This is a genomic window from Lentzea indica (assembly GCF_012184385.1).
GTDB lineage: Bacteria > Actinomycetota > Actinomycetes > Mycobacteriales > Pseudonocardiaceae > Lentzea > Lentzea indica.
This window is the reverse complement of record NZ_VSRL01000187.1, coordinates 1-17,505: the sequence shown is the minus strand read 5'-3', so window position 1 is coordinate 17,505 and position 17,505 is coordinate 1. Positions and strand designations below refer to the sequence as shown.

Sequence of the window (17,505 nt, the reverse complement as noted above, 5' to 3'; positions counted from 1 at the left end):
GGTACCGAGCAAGGTCGCGCTACCCACGGTCGCGCGGCGACCGTGCTCAGCCAGCCGGCCGGGTTGTCCGGCAGCCCCTCGACCGGCCACTGGGTCAACGCCGCCAGCGACGCCTCCTGCACCGCGTCCTCTGCCAGGTCCACGTGCCCGTACCGGCGCACGAGCGCGCCGAGGGCGTGCGGGGTCAAGCTCCGCAGCAGACCCTCGATCTCGCCCTTGCGCACGTTCCGCTCAGAAATCGGGTTCGGCCCCCATGATCGGCCGGACGTCGATGACCGACTCCGGACCTGGACACCTGCTCAGCTTGCCGGCGATTTCCGTCGCGCGGTCGAAGCTCGCGCACTCCACCACCCAGTACCCGATGACGACCTCCTCGGTTTCACCATAGGGCCCGTCCGTGACGACCGGAACCCCGTCCCTGAGCTGAATGCGCCTCGTGTGCACGGGGGCGGCCAGTCCCTGCACGTCGACGAGTTCCCCCGAATCCCGCAACTCCTGGTTGAACTTCTCCAGCGCGGTGCCGATCTCGGCCAGGTCCGCTTCCTCCGGCGAGGAGTCGAAGTCCTGCTGGGAACCGTGTACCAGGATGATGTATTTCACCGTTGATGTCCTCCTTCGGGTTATGCGTCGCAACGCGTTCGCGTCAAATGCTGTCGAAACCGGCTCGGCGGTCCGGACATCGGGCCTCGCGATTTCTCCTCGCCGATCGTGCCACGGCGGAGCTCCGGGAGTGCTCGGCACGAAATCCACGCGGACGGCGGCCGGGGGATGTCCGGATCGGGGTGGCGGCTTCGACCTGTGGGTGAGGCGTCCGGTCCGGAACCTCGCGGATCGGCACACGTTGAGAGAGGAACCGCCGATGGACTCGACTGCCGCGTCCGGTCCCAGGGCTGGTGTGCGGGAGTGGCTGGGACTGACCATCCTGGCTCTGCCCACGTTGCTGCTGTCACTGGACTTCAGTGTCACCTACCTGGCCGTCCCGCACCTGAGCACCGACCTGGGCGCCACCGGTCCACAGCAGTTGTGGATCGCCGACGTCTACGGGTTCCTGGTCGCGGGCTTCCTGATCCCGATGGGCACGCTGGGAGACCGGATCGGGCGGCGCAAGCTGTTGCTGATCGGTGCGGCCGTGTTCTGCCTCGCCTCGGTGGCCGCGGCGTTCTCGACCAGTCCGGAGATGCTCATCGCGGCCAGGGCGGCGATGGGCATCGGCGGCGCGACGCTGATGCCGTCCACCCTGGCGTTGATCAGCAACATGTTCAAGGACCCCAAGCAGATGGGGACCGCGATCGCCATCTGGATGTCCTGCTTCATGGGCGGGATGGCGCTGGGCCCGGTGGTCGGCGGCGTGCTGCTGGGCAGCTTCTGGTGGGGTTCGGTGTTCCTGATCGGCGTCCCGGTCCTGGTGCTGTTGCTGGTGACCGGTCCGATCCTGCTGCCGGAGTACCGCGATCCCGGCGCCGGGCGGGTGGACCTGCTCAGCGTGCTGCTCTCGCTGGTGGCCGTGTTGCCGATCGTCTACGGCTTCAAGGAACTGGCCAAGTCCGGGTTCGCACTCGTGCCGACGCTCGTGCTCCTCGCCGGGCTGGTGCTCGCGGTGGTCTTCGTCCTGCACCAGCGCAGGCTCAGCCACCCGATGGTGGACATGCGGCTGTTCGGCAACCGCACCTTCACCACCGTCATGGTGATCACCCTCGTCGGCGCGATCCTCCAGGCGGGCACGTACTTCCTGGTGGTGCAGAGCGTCCAGGGCGTCGACGGCCTGTCGCCGATGCGGGCCGGTCTGCTGCTGGCGCCGGTCAGCCTGGTGATGGTCGTGGGCATCAACGTGGGTGCGGCGCTGGCCAAGCGGATCCGCCCAGGCAACCTGTTCGCCATCGGGTTCCTGCTCGCCGCAGCCGGCTACCTGCTGATCACCACGGTGGACGGGCCGGGACACCTGGTCGAGCTGTGGGTCGGGTACGCGATCATGGCGGTGGGCACCGGGTTGCCGTCCGGTCTCGGCACCGGTCTGCTGCTCGGTTCCGCGCCGCCGGAGAAGGCCGGATCGGTCTCCTCGCTCTCCGAGGTCAGCGGTGAGTTCGGCATGTCGATGGGTGTCGCCGTGCTCGGCAGCGTGGGCACGGTGGCCTACCACAGCCAGTTGTCCGCGACGCTGCCCGCCGGCCTGCCACCCGACGTGACGGCCACCGCCATGGACAACATCGCCTTGGCGGAGTCGGCGGCACAGCGCGTGCCGGGTGAGCTCGGTGCGCAACTGCTCGACGCCGCTCGCATCGCGTTCACCTCCGGCCTGCGCATCGTCGCGGTCATCGGTGCGGTCCTGTTCGTCGTGCTGGCCGCCTACGCCGCGACCGCGCTCCGGCACCTGCCGCCGACGGGAGCGGAGCCGGACGACCTGGGCGAGGCACCTGAAGAAGCCGGTGCGGCCAAGGCCGACCACCACGCCTGAGTGCGGACCGCGGCTGTCCCCCCACAGCCGTGGTCGTCCAGCTCCCCGGCGACGCCAGCCGGGGAGCTGGACATCCATCTAGGTCACACGGCCCGTTCGTACATCGCTTGCCAGTAGTAGCTCCACGGGGTGGCGGCGCCATGCCGCAGGCACGCCCACCCGGCGCCGGGCCGATAAGCCTCCACAAAGGACTTCGCTCGGGTGGCGACCGCCTCGCTGTCGTACACGTCGATCACCTCGCGCAGCAGCCCGGTCCGCAGCGCGTACGCCACGACCTCGGCGCCCTGCACGTGGTTGTCCAGTGAGGGGTCGAGGTACTTGCCGACGGGGTTGTTGACGTAGAGGGCGTCACACCGGGCGTCGGCCAGTTCGAGGTAGTTCCGCACCGTGTCCGGGGGCATCTCGGCGAACGAGTCGATGTTGACGCAAAGGCCGAACCTCTCGTCTGTCAACGCTTCGTCCACTTCGCTCACCGGTACGAACCGCACCCGCGCGAGTTGGTCGTCGTCCAGCACGGCGTGCAGATAGCGCCGTGCGAGCGACAGGGCGTTGTCCAGGTCCACGATCCAGTACTCCACGTCGTGGTTGGACAGCATCGCGTGGCACGTCCGGCCGTACCCCGCGCCGATCTCCAGCACCCGCGTGCCGTCCAGGTGCACCACCGACGCCATGAACTCCAGCTCGTGCACCGCCTGCAGGTAGTCCATGCACACCTCGTCCCCAGCCGAACGCACGGTGATCGGCCCGCCCACGTCGCGGTTCCTGATGCGCCGCAAGCGCTCCCGGTTCTCCGGCGACAGGCGGTCTGCCAGCACGTACAGCAGCGACTTGAGGTAGCGCATGCCGTTCGTGCCGGGGTCCCACAACGCGAGCTTGTAGTTGGCGGGCCCGGCCTTGAACGTCGTCAGGTCCACGTCCGGCGTGACCCTGGTGTCGTTGTTGTAGGTCCACAGGTCGCTCGCACCGTACTTCGTCGCCGTCACTGAAACTCCTCCGCTTCGTCGGCCGGGAACTTCTTCAGCTGATGCCCTGTTGCTTTACCGGCGAATTGCCGTACCGGCTTCTCGGATATTGCTGGAATCGACTTCGTCAATCTTTTGGTCATCATGTTAGGTTCGTTCGGCCGGGGTATTCACGGACCATTCCACCGAAGGAGACGACCATGCGCCCCTCGGTCCACAACTACGATCGGACGCGTTTCGACTTCGGTTCGGCACTGCGCCGGATCTACGACGTCGAGGACCTGTCCACGCTGGCTCCGGACACGCCGGTCGAGAGGTTCACCTGGCAGACCGACCAGGCCACCGAGTTCCACGCCGCGTTCTACCGGGCTTTCGAGCCGGAGGTGAACGACCTCTACCGGGAGTTCGTCGCGGCCTTCGTGCCGGAGGTGCTCGGCACCAAGGAGTTCTGCTTCCAGCGCGTGCCCACGTTCCGGATCCACTTTCCCGGAAATGTCGCCGTCGGTGAGTTCCACACCGACGGCGATTACAACCACGCAGCCGGCGAGGTGAACTTCTGGGTTCCGTTCACCCGCTGCTGGGGCACCAACTCCGTGTGGATCGAAACGGAGCTGGGGAACGGCGACCACCGCCCGTGGGAGCTGGAACCGGGCCAGTTGCTGAAGTTCGACGCCGTGCACTGGAACCACGGCAACAAGGTCAACGACACCGGGTCCACGCGGGTCAGCTTCGACTTCCGCTGCATTCCGATGGCCGACTACGCGCCGTCGGAGAAGCGCAGCATGGACGCGAAGCGCGGCATGTGGATCGGGGAGTACTTCGACGTCCTCTGAGCCTTCCGCGGGAGATCTCACGCGCCGTAGCCGTTGGCGGCGATCGACTTCGCCGCCTCCGCGTAGCCCGCGGGATCCAGGGGCGCGAACGTGCCGAGGCCGTCCACGTACCTGTTCATCATGCAGAACATGGCCGCGATCAGGACCGTGTCGTGGATCTCGAGGTCCGTCGCGCCCGCGCTCCGTGCGACCGCGATGTGGTCCGGCGTCACGGCTTTGCCGCTGACGCGGACCTGCTCGGCGATGTGCAGCAGGGCGCGGAGTTTGCCGGAGACGGGTGCCTCGGCAGGGTCGGCGAGCACCTGGTCGACCAGTGGCCGGTCGTCGAGCTCGTGGGCGGCGATCGCGCTGTGGGAGTTCGCGCAGAACCTGCATTCGTTGCCGTGGGACACCGTTGCCGCGATCAGTTCACGCTCGCCGCGGGACAGGGAACCGGGTGAGCGCAACAGGGTGTTGGCCAGGTCGGCGATCGGCTTCGCCGTCTCCGGCCGGTACGTCAGCAGACCGATCACGCCCGGCAGGTCGTTGTTCAGTTCGATGTGTGCCATCGGACACCTCCTGGGATTGGTGGGGACGAGCCGTGAAAAGCGCGAGCACGCAGCCGGCGAGCACCACGCCGGCCACCACGGTCAGGGACAGTCGTGCCGCCTCCAGCACGCTCGAACCGGAGGCGATCTGCCCCTGCAGCACCGCACCCGTCACGGCGGCGCCCATCGCGGCGCCCACCTGCCTGGCCGTGTTGAGCGTTCCGGACGCGGCGCCGGTGCGGTCCGCCGTGATCTCTCGCATCGCCTCGGTGGTGGCAGGCGTGAAGGTCATGCCCTGGCCGATCCCGACGACCACCAGGGGCAGGACGAACGTGACGGCCGTGGCCGACTCGGTGGGGAGGAACGCGACCCCCAGGATGCCGAGCGCGTACGTGGCCAGGCCGGCGACCAGCAGGACCCGGCCGCCGACCCGGTCCGCCAGGCGGCCGGCGATCGGCGCGAGGACGCTCAGCACGACCGTCCACGGCAACGCCGTCAGGCCGGACATCAGCGGCGACATCCCCAGCACCGTCTGCGTCTCCAGCACGAACACGAGCAGGAACCCGTACAACGCGAACGAGAGCACCGACGTGATGACCGTGGCGATCGTGTAGTTGCGGTGGCGGAACAGGTCCAGGGGTACGAGCGGTTCCGGTACCCGCCGTTCCCACAGCACGAACAGGACGAGCGACACCGCGGAGACACCGAACACCAGCGGAATGCTGAAAGCGCCCGAGATCGTGCCCCAGTGGTGCCTCCCGCCCTCGATCAGGCCGTACACGATCCCGGTCAGGCCGGTCGACGCCAGCAGCACGCCCAGCACGTCGAAACGGTGCGTGCGGCCGGTGCGCGCCGTCGGCAGGAACCGTCGCGCAAACAGCAGGCCCGCGACGCCTGCCGGGACGTTCAGGTAGAAGATCGACTGCCAGCCCCAGCTGGTCACCACCAGGCCGCCGAGCGCGGGGCCGCCGACCGCCGCCACCCCGGCCGCCGCCGTGAACAGCCCGAACGCCGTGCCCCGCCGGGTGTGCGGGAAGATCGCGGCGATCAGCACCAGCGCCTGCGGCACGAGCATGGCCGCGCCCAGTCCCTGCAGGACCCTGGCCGCGATCAGCCACCCGACACCTGCAGACAGTCCACAAAGGACGGATGCTGTGGTGAACAGGCCGAGCCCGCCGAGGAACAGCGTGCGCGGGCCGACCAGGTCGCCGAGCCGGCCGAAGACGATCAGCAGCGCGGCGAAGGCGAGCAGGTATCCGTTGAGCACCCACAGGACCTCGTCGATCCCCGCGCCCATCGACGCCATGATGTCGGGCGCGGCCGTGTTGACGATGCTGGTGTCCAGCACGACGAGGAAGTTGGCGACGCACAGGACGGCCAGTGCCCGCCACCGGTCGGCTTCCTTCACGACCTTGCGGTGTCGAACTGCCGGGGCTTGCGCCCAACGCCAGCCGGGCCGCGGTACGCCTGGGCGATCCGCAACCACGCCGTGGCCACGTCACCGGTGGCGGTCAGTGCGAGGTCCTCGTGGTGGCGGCGCCTGGTCACCAGCAGGCAGAAGTCCTCGGCCGGGCCGGTCACCCGGTCCGCGCCGTCCTCTGGCCCGAACGTCCACAGCGTCCCGGACGGCGCGGTGATCTCGAACCGGATCCGCACGTCCGGAGTGGGGACACCGCGCGCCTGGTAACCGAAGTCCCAGGTGCGGACGGCGAACGCGACGAGGTGGCCGAGGTCGTCGGTGCGCTCCAGCCGGACGCCCACCGCGTCGGCGACGTCCTGGCCGTGCGCGAACAGCTCCATCATGCCCGCGGCGGCCAGGACGCCCGGTGGCAGCGGGTTGACCAGCCACGGCACCACCTGGTCCGCGGGCACGGCCGCGAGGGACGCGATGGCACGGGCCTTTTCCGACTGCCACCGCTGGAAGAGGACGTTCGGCGGTTCGGAGAGGAACTCGGCCAGCGCGTGCTCGACGTTGGCGTCGAAGTCGGGGCTCAGCCCCTTGGTCATCCGCCGGAACGCGTCCGGATCGGCGCCGGCCAGGCCCGCCATCCGGAACGTCGCGGACAGGTGGGCGACCTGGTGCGCGATGGTCCAGCCGGGCGAAGGCGTCGGCAGCGACCAGTCGTCCTCGTGCAACCCGGCGAGAACCCGGTCGAATTCGTCGCCTGTCGCGGTGAGCGCGGCGAACACGTCGTGCGGTTCGGTCATGATTCGTCCCTCTCGGCGAATGAGAAATACGTGCAGACGAACGCAACGAAAAATTATGGCGTGGCACCGCGGGAGAATGCTTCTCGCAAGATGCGTCAATCGGTGTTCATGGACCGGCCGAGCCGGCGGGCCGCGGTGAAGCTCGCCCACGCGGTCAGCTCGACGAGCGCGCGGTCGTCCGGGGTGGCGCGGCGGAACTCGTCGATCACCGGTCCGTCGACCTGGTGCGAGGCGAACGCCGTGAGCAGTGCGACCCGCCCGGCCGCCCGGTCCCTGGCCGGCACGGCCGTGAGCAGGTCGTCCACCCACGCCCGGCTGATTCCCCTGGCCTCTTCGGTGGTCGACGCGAGCAGGGTGCGCACCGACTCGGGCACCGACCGGCCCAGCACTCCTGCCGCGGCGGCGAAAGCCCGTGCCACGAAAGGATTCGCGCTCGCCCACGACAGATCGGCGGGCAGCGCGGCGTCCGGCAGCAGGCTCGATTCGCCGGGCCGCACCTCCGATCCGGCCGTGGCCTTGAGGAAACGGCCGAACAAGGTCAGGCCGGGACCCCGCGGCACGCCGGGCGGCAACGGCGTGTCCGGCAGGAAGACGTTCACCATCCGGTTGAGGTAGTGGAACGTCACGGCCACCCCGACCAGCTCCGGGACCTGGTCGGCCCTGCCAGGCAGCGGGCCGGACCCGGTGACCCACTCGGTGATCCCTGCGAACCGCCGGCCGGGGTCCAACGCGCTGACGGCGGTGCTGTGCACGTCCACGCAGTACGGGCACACGTTGACCGCCGACACGGCGGCGGCCGTGGCCTCCTTGGTGGCCCGGTCCACCCGTCCCCGCACGAGCAGCGTCTCGCGCAGCATCATCCAGGCGGCGGCGAGTGGTTCGGGTGCGGGGGAGTGCAACGCCACCGGAGGGGCCAGCAGGCCGAAGTCCCGTTCCGCCTGCCGGTACACCTCGGCGACGATTCCGTTCGCGGCCGCCGGCCGGACGGCGGTGACGTACCGGATCTGCGCCAGTGATTTTCGAAGTGCGGCCCGCATGACAACGCCACTCATCGCCATCCTCTTGGTGCGTGGGGCAATTGCGATCACAGCGAAGCCTACGGTTCCGGTAATCGGCTTCATTCTTGAGAATTGCTTGATTCGGGATGGAATGCCGGAGGTGGACCGCAAGCCAGAAGGAATCGATCGCTCCGCCGAGGACCGAGCTGTGCCGGGACCGACACGCCTGACACGGCGGCCATCGGGCCCAGCCGCTGCCCCGCTCGGATCCCGCGCCGGCTCTCCTGTCGAACGGCAGTCCGGTGTGGACGGTCGTCCGCACGGCCGGACCACCCTGCCGTCAGCCGGAAACCCCCATCATCGGCGTGGAAGCGACCCCGACCGGCGGCGGCGCCCCGTACCGGACCCGCACCCCTCGCTGCTGAGCCGCCAGGACGATCCCCGGCATCGCGCGTTCCGCGAGCGCCGCGATGGTCAGTGCGGGGTTGACCGTCAAAGCGCCGGGAACCGCGGAGCCGTCCGTGACGAAGATGCCGGGGTGGCCGCGGAGCTCGTGCCGGTCGTCGAGGGCGGACGTGGCCGGGTCGTCGCCGATCCGGCACGACGCCAGCGGGTGCACCGTGTAGGCGCCGACGACGTCGTTGGTCCACGGTGCCACCTCGGCCAGACCGTCGCGTTCCAGGACCTCCTTGACCACGGCGTCCGCCTGCGCCCAGCCGCGCAACGTGTTCGGCGTCGGGTCGTACCGGAGCGGGCCGCGGCCGAGCATCTGCTGCGAGATGCGGTACGCGTTGCCGGTCGGTGGTGGCGGGCCGAACACGCCCTCGTTGTCGTCCTCGGTCATCAGGAAGATCGTCAGCCACGACCGCCAGCGGCGCAGCATCTCCTTCTTGGCCACGCCGAACCAGGTGGGGTCGCCCGCACCCGGCGCCTGCGCGAGGATCGTGCCCAGGCCGGGCGGGAAGTACAGCTGTTCCAGGGAGAACCGCGAGAACTCCGGCAGCGACGCGTCCAGGTTGTCCCAGCTGGCCACCACGGGGCCCTTGCCGATCTGGTTGGCCTCGTAGACCAGGCCGTCCTCGCGTGACAGGCCGAGCACCTCGCGGACGCGTTCCTCGTTGACGACCGCGGTGTTGAGCCGTTCGCCGTTGCCGGAGAAGTACCGGCCGACGCCGTGCGGCATCGTGCCGAGCTCCTGCTCGGACCGTTGCAGGATCACCGGGGTGGCGCCCGCGCCCGCCGCCAGCACGACGATCTTGGCGTCGATGGCACCGGAGCCGGTGTGGATCCGGTAGTCCTCCTCGTCGATCTGGTTGTAGTGCACCCGGTAGCCGCCGTCGGCGGTCCGGCTGATCCGCTGCACCTCGTGCAGCGGGCGGATCCGGGCGCCGTGGGCGACGGCCGCGGGCAGGTAGTTGAACAACAACGACTGCTTGGCGTCGAAGCGGCAGCCCGCCATCATCCAGTTGCAGTTGGTGCACTTCCCGTTGTCGATCCCGATCGGCACGGGGTTGGCGGTGCGGCCCGCGTGGTGGCACGCCGCGCCCCAGAGGCCACCCGCGTACGTCACGTCGTCCCAGGTCTGCTGACGCACCGGGATGGCCTCGGAAACCCGGTCGTACCAAGGATCCAGGGTGTCGCGCGTGATGGCCGACGGCCACATCCGCCTGCCGAGGCCGCCCTGCCGCTCGAAGGCGAACCGGGGTGCGCGCGGCAACGCGGCGAAGTACACGACACTGCCACCGCCGACGCAGTTGCCGCCGAGAACGCTCATGCCGTCGCCCGCCACGAAGTCGAACACCCGCGTGTACGACTTGCCGAGCAGGTAGTCGTGGTCGAAGTCCTTGCCCTCCAACCAGGGGCCGCGCTCCAGCACGACCACCTCGGCACCGCCTGCTGCCAGGTGGTACGCCGCGATGGCGCCGCCGAAGCCGCTTCCCACGACGAGGACGTCGGTGCTCTCGATCATTCCGGGCTCCCTGACGGTGTGGTGTTCGGATGCGGTTCGGCGAGCTTGCGGCCGTAGGAGAAGCGGGGGAACCGCCACAGCCCGTCGGTGTCCGGCAGGGCGAATCCCATCGCGGTCAGTCCGGGGTGGCCTGCGGCGAGCGCGTCCGCCGTGCTCATGTGCGCGGCGCTGTCGTAGGCCATGTTGCTGAACAACGCCAGCAACACCCACCCGTCCTTCTCCGGGTGCCCGGGAGTGGTCAGCCGCCGCACGAGTTCGACGCGGTGCTCGTAGGCCAGCGAGACGAACGGCGGGACCGTGTCGTCCAGCGCCAGACCGCATTCCTCTGCGTACGCGGTCGTGTGCGCGTTGAGCGTCTGAGCCAGCGCGCCGAGCCCGGCGGTCACACCGGTCGCCGGCATCTCGAGCAGCTCCAGGGCGCCGGAGTCGACCGCGCCACCGTCGGCGGACACGCCGGCCACGGCCCGATCGCCGGGCCATCGCTTGGCTCCTGGCACGATCGTGTCGGCGAACGCCTCCAGTGTCATCGTCCTCGGGTCGTCGTCGGCTGCGTCGTCCGGCCTCATGACTTCCTCCTTCGTGCAGGCAGGCGTGAGTGAACTCGCGTTTTACGCACGTCAGTGGCAGACGAACCACGCGAACCTGAACACCCCGGGGATTTGATTGTCGGACCGGTGTGGACCGGTGTGCATCTTTAGAAATGCTGCCGAATTGCCTGGACCGGCTGCTCCGGCCGACGTGGAATGACCATTGTGGACTGGACGTCGGTGGACGATTGGCGGATCGGTGACTACGGGGAGTGAATTTCCGATCGCCTTGCGTGGTTGTTGGTCGCCTGCTAACGTCGAGGACGTAGCCGAAGTACTCGACAAGTAAGGGATCGGCGCTTCAAGCGTGCGTTCCACGGCAATTGGTCTGTTACGACCTTTCGTCTTTGGTTTGACCTTCTTCGTCGTTGGGGGAATGGGTGGACGAAGTCATCGAGAAGGCTGTCGATCGAGTCATCAAGTCGATGCGTGAGAACCTTGCTGAGCAGCTCACGATCGATGACATGGCCCGGACGGCGATGTTCAGCAAGTTTCATTTTTCCCGAGTGTTCCAACGGGCGACTGGCGTCTCGCCCGGACGTTTTCTCTCAGCGATCCGCCTGCAGGAGGCGAAACGCCTTCTGGTTTCGACGATGTTCAGCGTCACGGAAATCAGTCACCGCGTCGGCTATGCCAGCGTGGGCACCTTCAGCTCGCGGTTCCGCAGCAGCGTCGGAGTTTCGCCGACCACTTACCGCCAGCTGGGTGGATTCACCACTCGAATTTGCCCGGACGGCCGGGTTCGGGTCACGCCCAAGCAGTCCGCGACGATTCGGGGACATGTGTGGCCGTCGGCGGCCGGGCATGCGGGAGCCGTTTTCATCGGTCTGTTCCCGGATCGGCTGCCGCAAGGCCAGCCGATCCGGTGCACGGTTCTCGATCGACCGGGTCCCTACGCCCTGGAGGACGTGCCGCAGGGCACCTGGTACGTCCTGGCCTACGCGGGCGAGGTGCCGGCCGCCGAGGAGGAGCGGCTGATCCCGGCACAGCGCAACGGCGACGGTGATCGCGTGCGTGCGCTGGTCGGCTCGGTCGGTCCGGTCACGATCCGGCCGGAAACGGTCATCCGGCCGGCCGACGTGCGACTGCGGCCGATGAACGCGTTCGACCCGCCGGTCCTGCTCGCCCTGCTCGACGGCCAGTCGGGCAGCTGACGGCGAGACCGCTGGCCCCGCCGGAGATCCGGCGGGGCCAGCGGTCTGCTGTGGACGGTCACCCGTGGACGGACACGGTCATCGGGAGACCGCCGCGCACGCGCAGCGACAGCATCGGCTCGGCGACCACCTCGTAGCCGGGGACCTTGGTCAGCCGCAGTTCGCGAGCGATCATCGCGATCACGAAGACCGCCTCCATCATCCCGAGGCTGCTGCCGACGCAGAACCTCGGCCCCGCGCCGAACGGGATGTACGCGTACCGCGGGTGGCCGGTGGTGCCGTCCGGGTGGAACCGGTCCGGGTCGAACCGGTCAGGGTGCGGCCAGAACGCCGGATGCCGGTGCAGCGTGTAGGGACACACCAGCACGTCCGCTCCTGCCGGTACGTGGTAGCCGCCGACCTCGTCGTCCGCCTGGGCCGTACGCGGCAGGATCCACACCGGCGGGTACAGCCGCATGACCTCCTCCACCACCATGGTGGTGTAGGTGAGCCGGCGCAGGTCTTCGTACTCGGGCAGCCGGTCTCCCAGCACCTCGACGGCCTCGGCGTGCAGCCGTTCGCCCACCTCGGGGTGCTCGTCGACGAGGTGGCAGGTCCAGCCCAAAGTGGACGCCGTGGTCTCGTGCCCCGCCAGCAGCAACGTGATCAGCTCGTCGTGCATGCGCTTCTCGCCGATCCGCGGGTCGTCCTCCCGCCGGGTGGACGCGATCAGCCGGGAGAGCACGTCATCGCCCTCCGCCCCGCCGGCGCGGTCGGCCACCAGCTGCTCGACGACCCGGTGCAACTCCTTGCGGGCACGGCGGAACCGCACCTGTTTGGGCAGTGGCACCCACGTCGGCACCATGCTCATCGTGACCATCTCGAACATCGCCTGGTCCTGCACGGCCTCGAAGGAGTGGCCGACGCCGTCGAACCCGGCGAGGTCGGTGTCCAGCAACGTGCGGCCGAGCACGCCCAGGGTGAAGCCGGTCATCTCCTGCAGCACGTCGACCGGTGCACCGCCGTCGTGCGCGCGCAACCGGCCGACCAGGTCGGCCGCCTCCCCGGCGACGGCGCCGGCCTGCCGCATGATCCGCTTGTGCTGGAACACCGGCTGGATCGTGCGGCGCTGCTCGCGCCACAGCTCGCCCTCACTGGTCAGCAGCCCGTCGCCGAGCGCCCTGCGGGCTTGCACCAGCCCGATTCCCTTGTGGTAGTTGGCCGCGTTGTCGGCGAGCACGTGCTTGGCGTGGTCCGGGTGGTTGAAGAAGTAGAGCACCTTCGGGCCGATGGCCATCCGGGACGCGTCGCCGAAGGTCTCGGCGGCGTACGACATCAGGCCGAGCCGGTTGCCGACCAGCTTGCGCAGCAGGCCGAACGTCGCCCGGCGGCTGGGGCCGGGCGGCGTTCGGTGCGTCTCGTTGACGACGGTCATGTCCGGACGACCTTTTTGCCACCCGCGTCCCGTGCAACGGTTGTGTTGTTGTGCTCGCCGTTACCGGTGTGGGCGGCGGCGAGAGTGGCCTGCTGTGCCTCGTGCTGGACACGCGCCTCGTTGACGAAGTGGATGCCCCACAGGAACAAGCCGCGGATCAGGCAGACGATCGCAGTGGCGAGGAAGATGCCGTACGCGATGTGAGCGACCATCAGGACGCCGTACACCACAGCGATCCCCGCGCCGAACATCACCTGGGCGGCCGGTTTCGACGGACTGGTGCCGGGGTCGGTGACCATGTAGTTGGTGAACAGGATGAACGCGGTGCCGGTCATCATCGCCAGTGCGGCAGGGATGGACGTGTCGAACAGGACGCCGCGGACGACGGCCTGCAGCGCGAAGGTCACCAGCCAGCCCATGATCAGCCACATCCGGCCGGTCAGCTTGCCGTTGATCATCGTGCCGCCGATCACGATGATGGCGGGGATCAGCCAGTCCACCCAGCCGGTGGTGTGTTCGGTGAAGTGGTACGGCGGCGCGATGCTGGCCCACGGGAACAACAGCAGGATCACGGCGATGCCGAAGTTCGACGGGTTCATGTAGTGCCGCAACCGGCCGCGGACCGGAGCGCGCAGGATCCACTTCGCACCGACCGCGACCGTCACGCCGAAGATCAGCACCCAGACCTGGTCGTTGACGTAGATGAGCATGTTCATCGCGAGACTGGTGATGTGGGCGGGGTAGAGGAACTCCACCACGCCGCGCACGCCGTTGCCTGCGAACCTGGGGCCGCGGCCCTCCACCCTGGCCGCGAGCGACTCCAGACCGATCTCGACGGTGTAACCGGTGAGCAGGGCGACCAACGGCCACAGATACGGTTGTTCGAAGCCGAGCAGGGCGTACCCGACGATGTTGAACACCGTGATCGAGATCGCGAAGTTGCGCAGCGCCATCGTGACCTTGGGACTGTGCAACTGCGCTTTGACGGTTTCTGCCATGTCACTTCTCCTTGGCGGTGGTGCCCAGCCGCAGCGAGTGCCAGCCGGTGCTCAGCTGCAGGTCCTGTTCGTGCGTCCGGCCGTCACGGTCGCGCCAGCGCAGGTGGACCGAGACCGGCCCGGCGACGTCCTTGCCCAGTCCGATGTGCACGGCGTTGCTGCGCTTGCCGGAGTGCCCGCCGCCACCGTCCACGTAGGACACCTGCTTCTTGCCTCCCGGCGCGGTGACGGTGACCTGGGTGCCCACCGCCGGTGAACCGGGCGCTGGCAGGCTGCCGTCGACGCCGAGCTGCTCGTGGGTGAGCTTCAGGCCGATGAACGAGCCGGCGGAGCCGGACTGGTTGCGGTAGAACACCGGCTGGTCCCACTGCCGGGCGACGGCGAAGTCGAGGAGCCCGTCGCCATCGGTGTCGGCCGTCGCGATGCCCCGCGTCGGCACCGGCACGTCCAGGCCGAGCGACGGAGCCAGGTCGACGTAGGAGCCCTCGGCGTCGCGTACGTAGAACTTCAGCCGTTCACCACCGGCGATGTCGTCGCCGTGGTTGACCCTCGGCCAGAAGAACGGGTTGGCGAGCAGGGTGTCGTTGGCCGTGGCCAGTTCCTGCAACTGCGGCCACCGGTTGGTCTCGCCCTTGACGAACCCGGTCGCCTGGGCGATGGCCAGCGAACCGCTGTTGTCGAAGTCACCGGTCTTGACGTCCCAGCCCCAGCCGGACCACGCCGAACGGGCCTTGCCGCTGTCGTCGCGGAACGGCGGCGTGCCGCCGGACAGCTGCGCGCGGGCGTCCGCCTCGTCCTTCGCGGTGTTCATCCACTGGAAGTTGCTCTCCTCGATGCCCCAGGAGGCGGTGATGTTGCTGACGAACATGTCGTACATGCCGTTGCCGTCCAGGTCGGCGAAGTCCACGCCCATGCCCTTGAACGAGTCGATGCCGACGATCTTGGACTTGGGCACGTCGCCCGTGCGGACGCCTTCGACCACCCTGAAGTCCAGGCGGCCGGGAGTGGACCTGTTGTGCAGCAAGCGGTCCGGGCCGAAGTCGTTGGCCAGGTACAGCTCTGGCAGGCTGTCGCCGTCGAGGTCGTTGGCCGCCGCCGCCAGCTCCCAGCCCCGGGAGACGGGCTCCGGCAACGCGTCGTCCACCCGCTTGTGCGCCGCGGCCGGGGTCGCACCACCGCTTCCGTTCTCGTACAGGAAGAAGTGGTCGGTTCCGCCGTTCTGCGCGTTGGACATCGAGTGGTTCATCACGACTCCACCGCTCACACCGGGGTTGAGCACCGGGCCGTCGGGGAAGTAGTTGCCGACGAAGATGTCCTCGTGGCCGTCCCCGTCGAAGTCCGCCCTGGCCACCGCATTCGTGTTCCACTGTGGACCGTCGTAGACCGCGCCGTGGTCGCCGGGGACCAGTTCGGCCGGCACGAACGCGTCCGCGCTCAGCTTCGGCGAGGCGGTGGCCTTGGCCAGGAACAGGATCGGCGTCCGGCCCCAGTAGTAGACCATCAGGTCGATCCGGCCGTCCTCGTTGAAGTCGCCGGGAAGGCAGCCCATCGGCGCGATGTGCGGGTTCATCGGCAGCGGCTTCGGGTCGAGCGCGAAGGGTGCGTACCTGTCCGCCCTCGCGCCGGGGCTCGGTGTGAGGACGACCTGGTCGATGCGCGGGTCGGTGACGCACATGTCGTTGGGCAGGTCGTCGCCGTCGACGTCGTTCAGCGCGATGGCGGCGCCGACCGACGAGATCCACCCGTCGATGTGGCTGTAGTCCTGGTTGACCTTGCGGATCTCTTGCTGGGGATACCCGCTGGGCATCGCGACGGACATCGGGGTGAACCGGTACGTGCTCGACAGCGCGGACACCTCGGCTGCCGACGGTGCGGGCAGCTGGGCCACCAGGAACGTGGCGGCCACCAGGACCAACGCGACGACGCCTGCCAGTTGCCTGCGCAGCAGGCCAACGATCGGGGACATCACTGACTCCTCCCTGGGATCGCGAACTCGCCAGCCGTGTGCTGCCGCCAGACCTCGTACGCGGGCAGTTCGCCGAAGGGCTCCGGGCCGGGCCGGGTGTCGTGGGTGATCTGGGCCGCCTTCTCCGCGGGCAGCCCGCAGAACACCAGGGTGGCCAGCTCGGTGTGCGGTACGAGCAGGTCGGCGCGAACGCGTGCCTCGGCGGCGAACGCCGCACCTTGGGCGACCTGGGGCCGGCATTCCCCTGCCAGGTCGCGGAACCGGGTCAGCTCGGCCTCGTCGGCACCGCCGGCGTACGCGGCCGCGAGACCCGCGCCGGAGTACAGGTCGGGCCGGCGGTCCTGGGCGTACTTCTCGATCAGCGCCACGACCACGTCCGGGTCCGTGCCGCCGACGAACCACAGCGCCCGGCCGATGCCCTGGTCGATGGCGCGGCCGGCGTACCACGACATCTCCTCGGCGGGCCAGGTGAACCGGGCGTCCCGGTACTGCTCGTGCACGTACCGGGAGGTTTTGAAGTACGCCTGGTGGAAGCCGTACCCGTCGAGCACGAGCCAGCGCGCGAACGGGTCGATCCCGGCGCCGTCGGGCCACCGGAACCGGGGCAGCCGGGCCATCGCCCAGCCGAGGCCGATGTAGGCCATGTAGTCGTGCCTGGCCGCTTTGCCTGCGAGGAACGCGCGGAGGTGACCGGACCCGCCGAGCGGCAGGCCGTCCCGGACGGCGTACCCCATCGCGGCGCCCTCGTAGGCGAACCCGCGGAATCGCCGCGGCACGGTTTCCAGGTTCTCCTCCGCCTGCGCGACCGTGCGGGCCTCCGCGGCGTACGCATATCCCTGGAGGAAAGTCCTGCCGATCGTCTCAAGGATTTCCTGCGCTGCCGGATTCTTCTTGTGGAAACCTCGTACGTCGAGTGATGTTGCCGTGGTGCTGGGAGTGAGAATGCGCCGCCTCAGCGTGTGCCACCGTTTTCCCAAAGGTTTTCACCTCCCACTGCCGTGGTTCTTCCTGATGTTCGAATCTTTGCACGGCGGCGACCGGGGACGGCTACTTCTGTCGTGCGGGGCGGTCGTTGTTGTTTTGAACCAGGCGATTGTTTTTCGCTATCGGGAGGAAGGGGTTGAAGAATTGTCCGCTGTGCTCGGCGGGTTCACGCAGGGAGTGAAATGAAGTGTGCGCGAATTTTCTGGCGCCACAGCTCGTACGCCGGAACGTCTCCGGCGTCGTCGTGGACCGCTGTGCCGTCCGCCAGCCGGACGGCGGCGTCGGCGGACAGGTCGCCCAGGGCTGTCGCGGCCTGGGCAGAGTGCGGCGGCACGTACCCCGCGTGGTCCCTGGCCTTGATCGCGAACACCATGCCCAGCGCGACCTCGGCCCGGTGTTCGCCAGAGACCCGCCGCAGGTCGGTGAGCTCCGCGGGTGGGCAGCCGCCGGCGA

General features: G+C 68.8%; 17 protein-coding genes. 3 read left to right on the top strand and 14 right to left on the bottom strand.

The features are described 5' to 3' along the window. Both FXN61_RS35325 and FXN61_RS53265 read right to left on the bottom strand, forming a co-directional pair. Positions 1-224 (bottom strand): sigma factor (locus FXN61_RS35325; protein ID WP_376770786.1); only part of this gene is annotated, 224 nt, incomplete at its 3' end. A gap of 7 nt (positions 225-231) precedes the next feature. Beyond that, positions 232-600 carry a YciI family protein gene (locus tag FXN61_RS53265; RefSeq protein ID WP_167978282.1) on the bottom strand — a complete coding sequence of 123 codons (369 nt, stop codon included), beginning with the start codon at positions 598-600 and terminating at the stop codon, positions 232-234. A gap of 259 nt (positions 601-859) precedes the next feature. Here FXN61_RS53265 and FXN61_RS35315 point away from each other — a divergent pair, with 259 nt between their 5' ends. Beyond that, entirely contained in the window at positions 860-2,452 is a 1,593-nt protein-coding gene (locus FXN61_RS35315) for an MFS transporter (protein WP_167978281.1), read from the top strand. A gap of 83 nt (positions 2,453-2,535) precedes the next feature. Here FXN61_RS35315 and FXN61_RS35310 read toward each other — a convergent pair whose 3' ends face one another. Beyond that, positions 2,536-3,435, bottom strand: a complete 900-nt coding sequence (locus FXN61_RS35310) for a putative sugar O-methyltransferase (RefSeq protein WP_167978280.1) — start codon at positions 3,433-3,435, stop codon at positions 2,536-2,538. Positions 3,436-3,614: 179 nt separating this feature from the next. Between FXN61_RS35310 and FXN61_RS35305 the strand changes: the two genes are divergently transcribed. Beyond that, positions 3,615-4,247 carry a streptomycin biosynthesis protein StrG gene (locus FXN61_RS35305; RefSeq protein ID WP_167978279.1) on the top strand — a complete coding sequence of 211 codons (633 nt, stop codon included), beginning with the start codon at positions 3,615-3,617 and terminating at the stop codon, positions 4,245-4,247. 17 nt (positions 4,248-4,264) lie between these two features. On the opposite strand, the gene FXN61_RS35300 is transcribed toward FXN61_RS35305, so the two are convergent. The 6 genes from FXN61_RS35300 to FXN61_RS35280 all read right to left on the bottom strand — a co-directional run bounded on the left by FXN61_RS35300 (position 4,265) and on the right by FXN61_RS35280 (position 10,515). Further along, positions 4,265-4,759: a carboxymuconolactone decarboxylase family protein gene (locus FXN61_RS35300; RefSeq protein WP_312878231.1), complete on the bottom strand. Its 495-nt coding sequence runs from the start codon at positions 4,757-4,759 to the stop codon at positions 4,265-4,267. Beyond that, a complete protein-coding gene (locus FXN61_RS53260) occupies positions 4,656-6,182 on the bottom strand; it encodes a DHA2 family efflux MFS transporter permease subunit (protein ID WP_312878230.1) in 1,527 nt (508 codons plus the stop codon). The genes FXN61_RS35300 and FXN61_RS53260 overlap by 104 nt, the downstream gene beginning before the upstream one ends. Next, the gene (locus FXN61_RS35295; protein ID WP_167978277.1) at positions 6,179-6,982 is read right to left on the bottom strand and encodes a TIGR03084 family metal-binding protein; all 804 of its coding nucleotides are present in this window, start codon (positions 6,980-6,982) and stop codon (positions 6,179-6,181) included. Before FXN61_RS35295 ends, FXN61_RS53260 begins: the two co-directional genes overlap by 4 nt. Before the next feature lie 95 nt (positions 6,983-7,077). Next, positions 7,078-8,034, bottom strand: a complete 957-nt coding sequence (locus FXN61_RS35290; protein ID WP_167978276.1) for a carboxymuconolactone decarboxylase family protein — start codon at positions 8,032-8,034, stop codon at positions 7,078-7,080. A 286-nt stretch (positions 8,035-8,320) separates the two neighbouring features. After that, the gene (locus FXN61_RS35285) at positions 8,321-9,949 is read right to left on the bottom strand and encodes a GMC family oxidoreductase N-terminal domain-containing protein (RefSeq protein ID WP_167978275.1); all 1,629 of its coding nucleotides are present in this window, start codon (positions 9,947-9,949) and stop codon (positions 8,321-8,323) included. After that, positions 9,946-10,515, bottom strand: coding sequence for a DUF5987 family protein (locus FXN61_RS35280; protein ID WP_167978274.1), 570 nt, complete (start codon positions 10,513-10,515; stop codon positions 9,946-9,948). The genes FXN61_RS35285 and FXN61_RS35280 overlap by 4 nt, the downstream gene beginning before the upstream one ends. Positions 10,516-10,916: 401 nt before the next feature. Between FXN61_RS35280 and FXN61_RS35275 the strand changes: the two genes are divergently transcribed. Continuing rightward, on the top strand, positions 10,917-11,690 hold the full coding sequence (locus FXN61_RS35275) for a helix-turn-helix domain-containing protein (protein WP_312878229.1): 774 nt from the start codon (positions 10,917-10,919) through the stop codon (positions 11,688-11,690). Positions 11,691-11,748: 58 nt separating this feature from the next. Here the strand turns inward: FXN61_RS35275 and FXN61_RS35270 are convergent, their stop codons facing one another. From FXN61_RS35270 to FXN61_RS35250, 5 genes are all read right to left on the bottom strand, one after another. Further along, the gene (locus FXN61_RS35270; protein ID WP_167978273.1) at positions 11,749-13,104 is read right to left on the bottom strand and encodes a cytochrome P450; all 1,356 of its coding nucleotides are present in this window, start codon (positions 13,102-13,104) and stop codon (positions 11,749-11,751) included. Beyond that, a complete protein-coding gene (locus FXN61_RS35265) occupies positions 13,101-14,102 on the bottom strand; it encodes an RnfABCDGE type electron transport complex subunit D (RefSeq protein WP_246292400.1) in 1,002 nt (333 codons plus the stop codon). The genes FXN61_RS35270 and FXN61_RS35265 overlap by 4 nt, the downstream gene beginning before the upstream one ends. Position 14,103: 1 nt before the next feature. Continuing rightward, positions 14,104-16,068 carry a CRTAC1 family protein gene (locus FXN61_RS35260; RefSeq protein WP_167978272.1) on the bottom strand — a complete coding sequence of 655 codons (1,965 nt, stop codon included), beginning with the start codon at positions 16,066-16,068 and terminating at the stop codon, positions 14,104-14,106. Then, on the bottom strand, positions 16,068-17,045 hold the full coding sequence (locus tag FXN61_RS35255) for a DUF1702 family protein (protein ID WP_246292399.1): 978 nt from the start codon (positions 17,043-17,045) through the stop codon (positions 16,068-16,070). Before FXN61_RS35255 ends, FXN61_RS35260 begins: the two co-directional genes overlap by 1 nt. A 173-nt stretch (positions 17,046-17,218) precedes the next feature. Then, the coding region (locus FXN61_RS35250) for a DUF1702 family protein (protein WP_167978271.1) at positions 17,219-17,505 on the bottom strand (287 nt) is incomplete at its 5' end.

Coding starts and splice junctions, on each gene's coding strand:
- FXN61_RS35270 (WP_167978273.1), bottom strand. CDS start 13,104: ATGACCGTCGTCAACGAGACGCACCGAACGCCGCCCGGCCCCAGCCGC.
- FXN61_RS35290 (WP_167978276.1), bottom strand. CDS start 8,034: ATGAGTGGCGTTGTCATGCGGGCCGCACTTCGAAAATCACTGGCGCAG.
- FXN61_RS35305 (WP_167978279.1), top strand. CDS start 3,615: ATGCGCCCCTCGGTCCACAACTACGATCGGACGCGTTTCGACTTCGGT.
- FXN61_RS35280 (WP_167978274.1), bottom strand. CDS start 10,515: ATGAGGCCGGACGACGCAGCCGACGACGACCCGAGGACGATGACACTG.
- FXN61_RS35295 (WP_167978277.1), bottom strand. CDS start 6,982: ATGACCGAACCGCACGACGTGTTCGCCGCGCTCACCGCGACAGGCGAC.
- FXN61_RS35265 (WP_246292400.1), bottom strand. CDS start 14,102: ATGGCAGAAACCGTCAAAGCGCAGTTGCACAGTCCCAAGGTCACGATG.
- FXN61_RS35315 (WP_167978281.1), top strand. CDS start 860: ATGGACTCGACTGCCGCGTCCGGTCCCAGGGCTGGTGTGCGGGAGTGG.
- FXN61_RS35285 (WP_167978275.1), bottom strand. CDS start 9,949: ATGATCGAGAGCACCGACGTCCTCGTCGTGGGAAGCGGCTTCGGCGGC.
- FXN61_RS35260 (WP_167978272.1), bottom strand. CDS start 16,068: ATGTCCCCGATCGTTGGCCTGCTGCGCAGGCAACTGGCAGGCGTCGTC.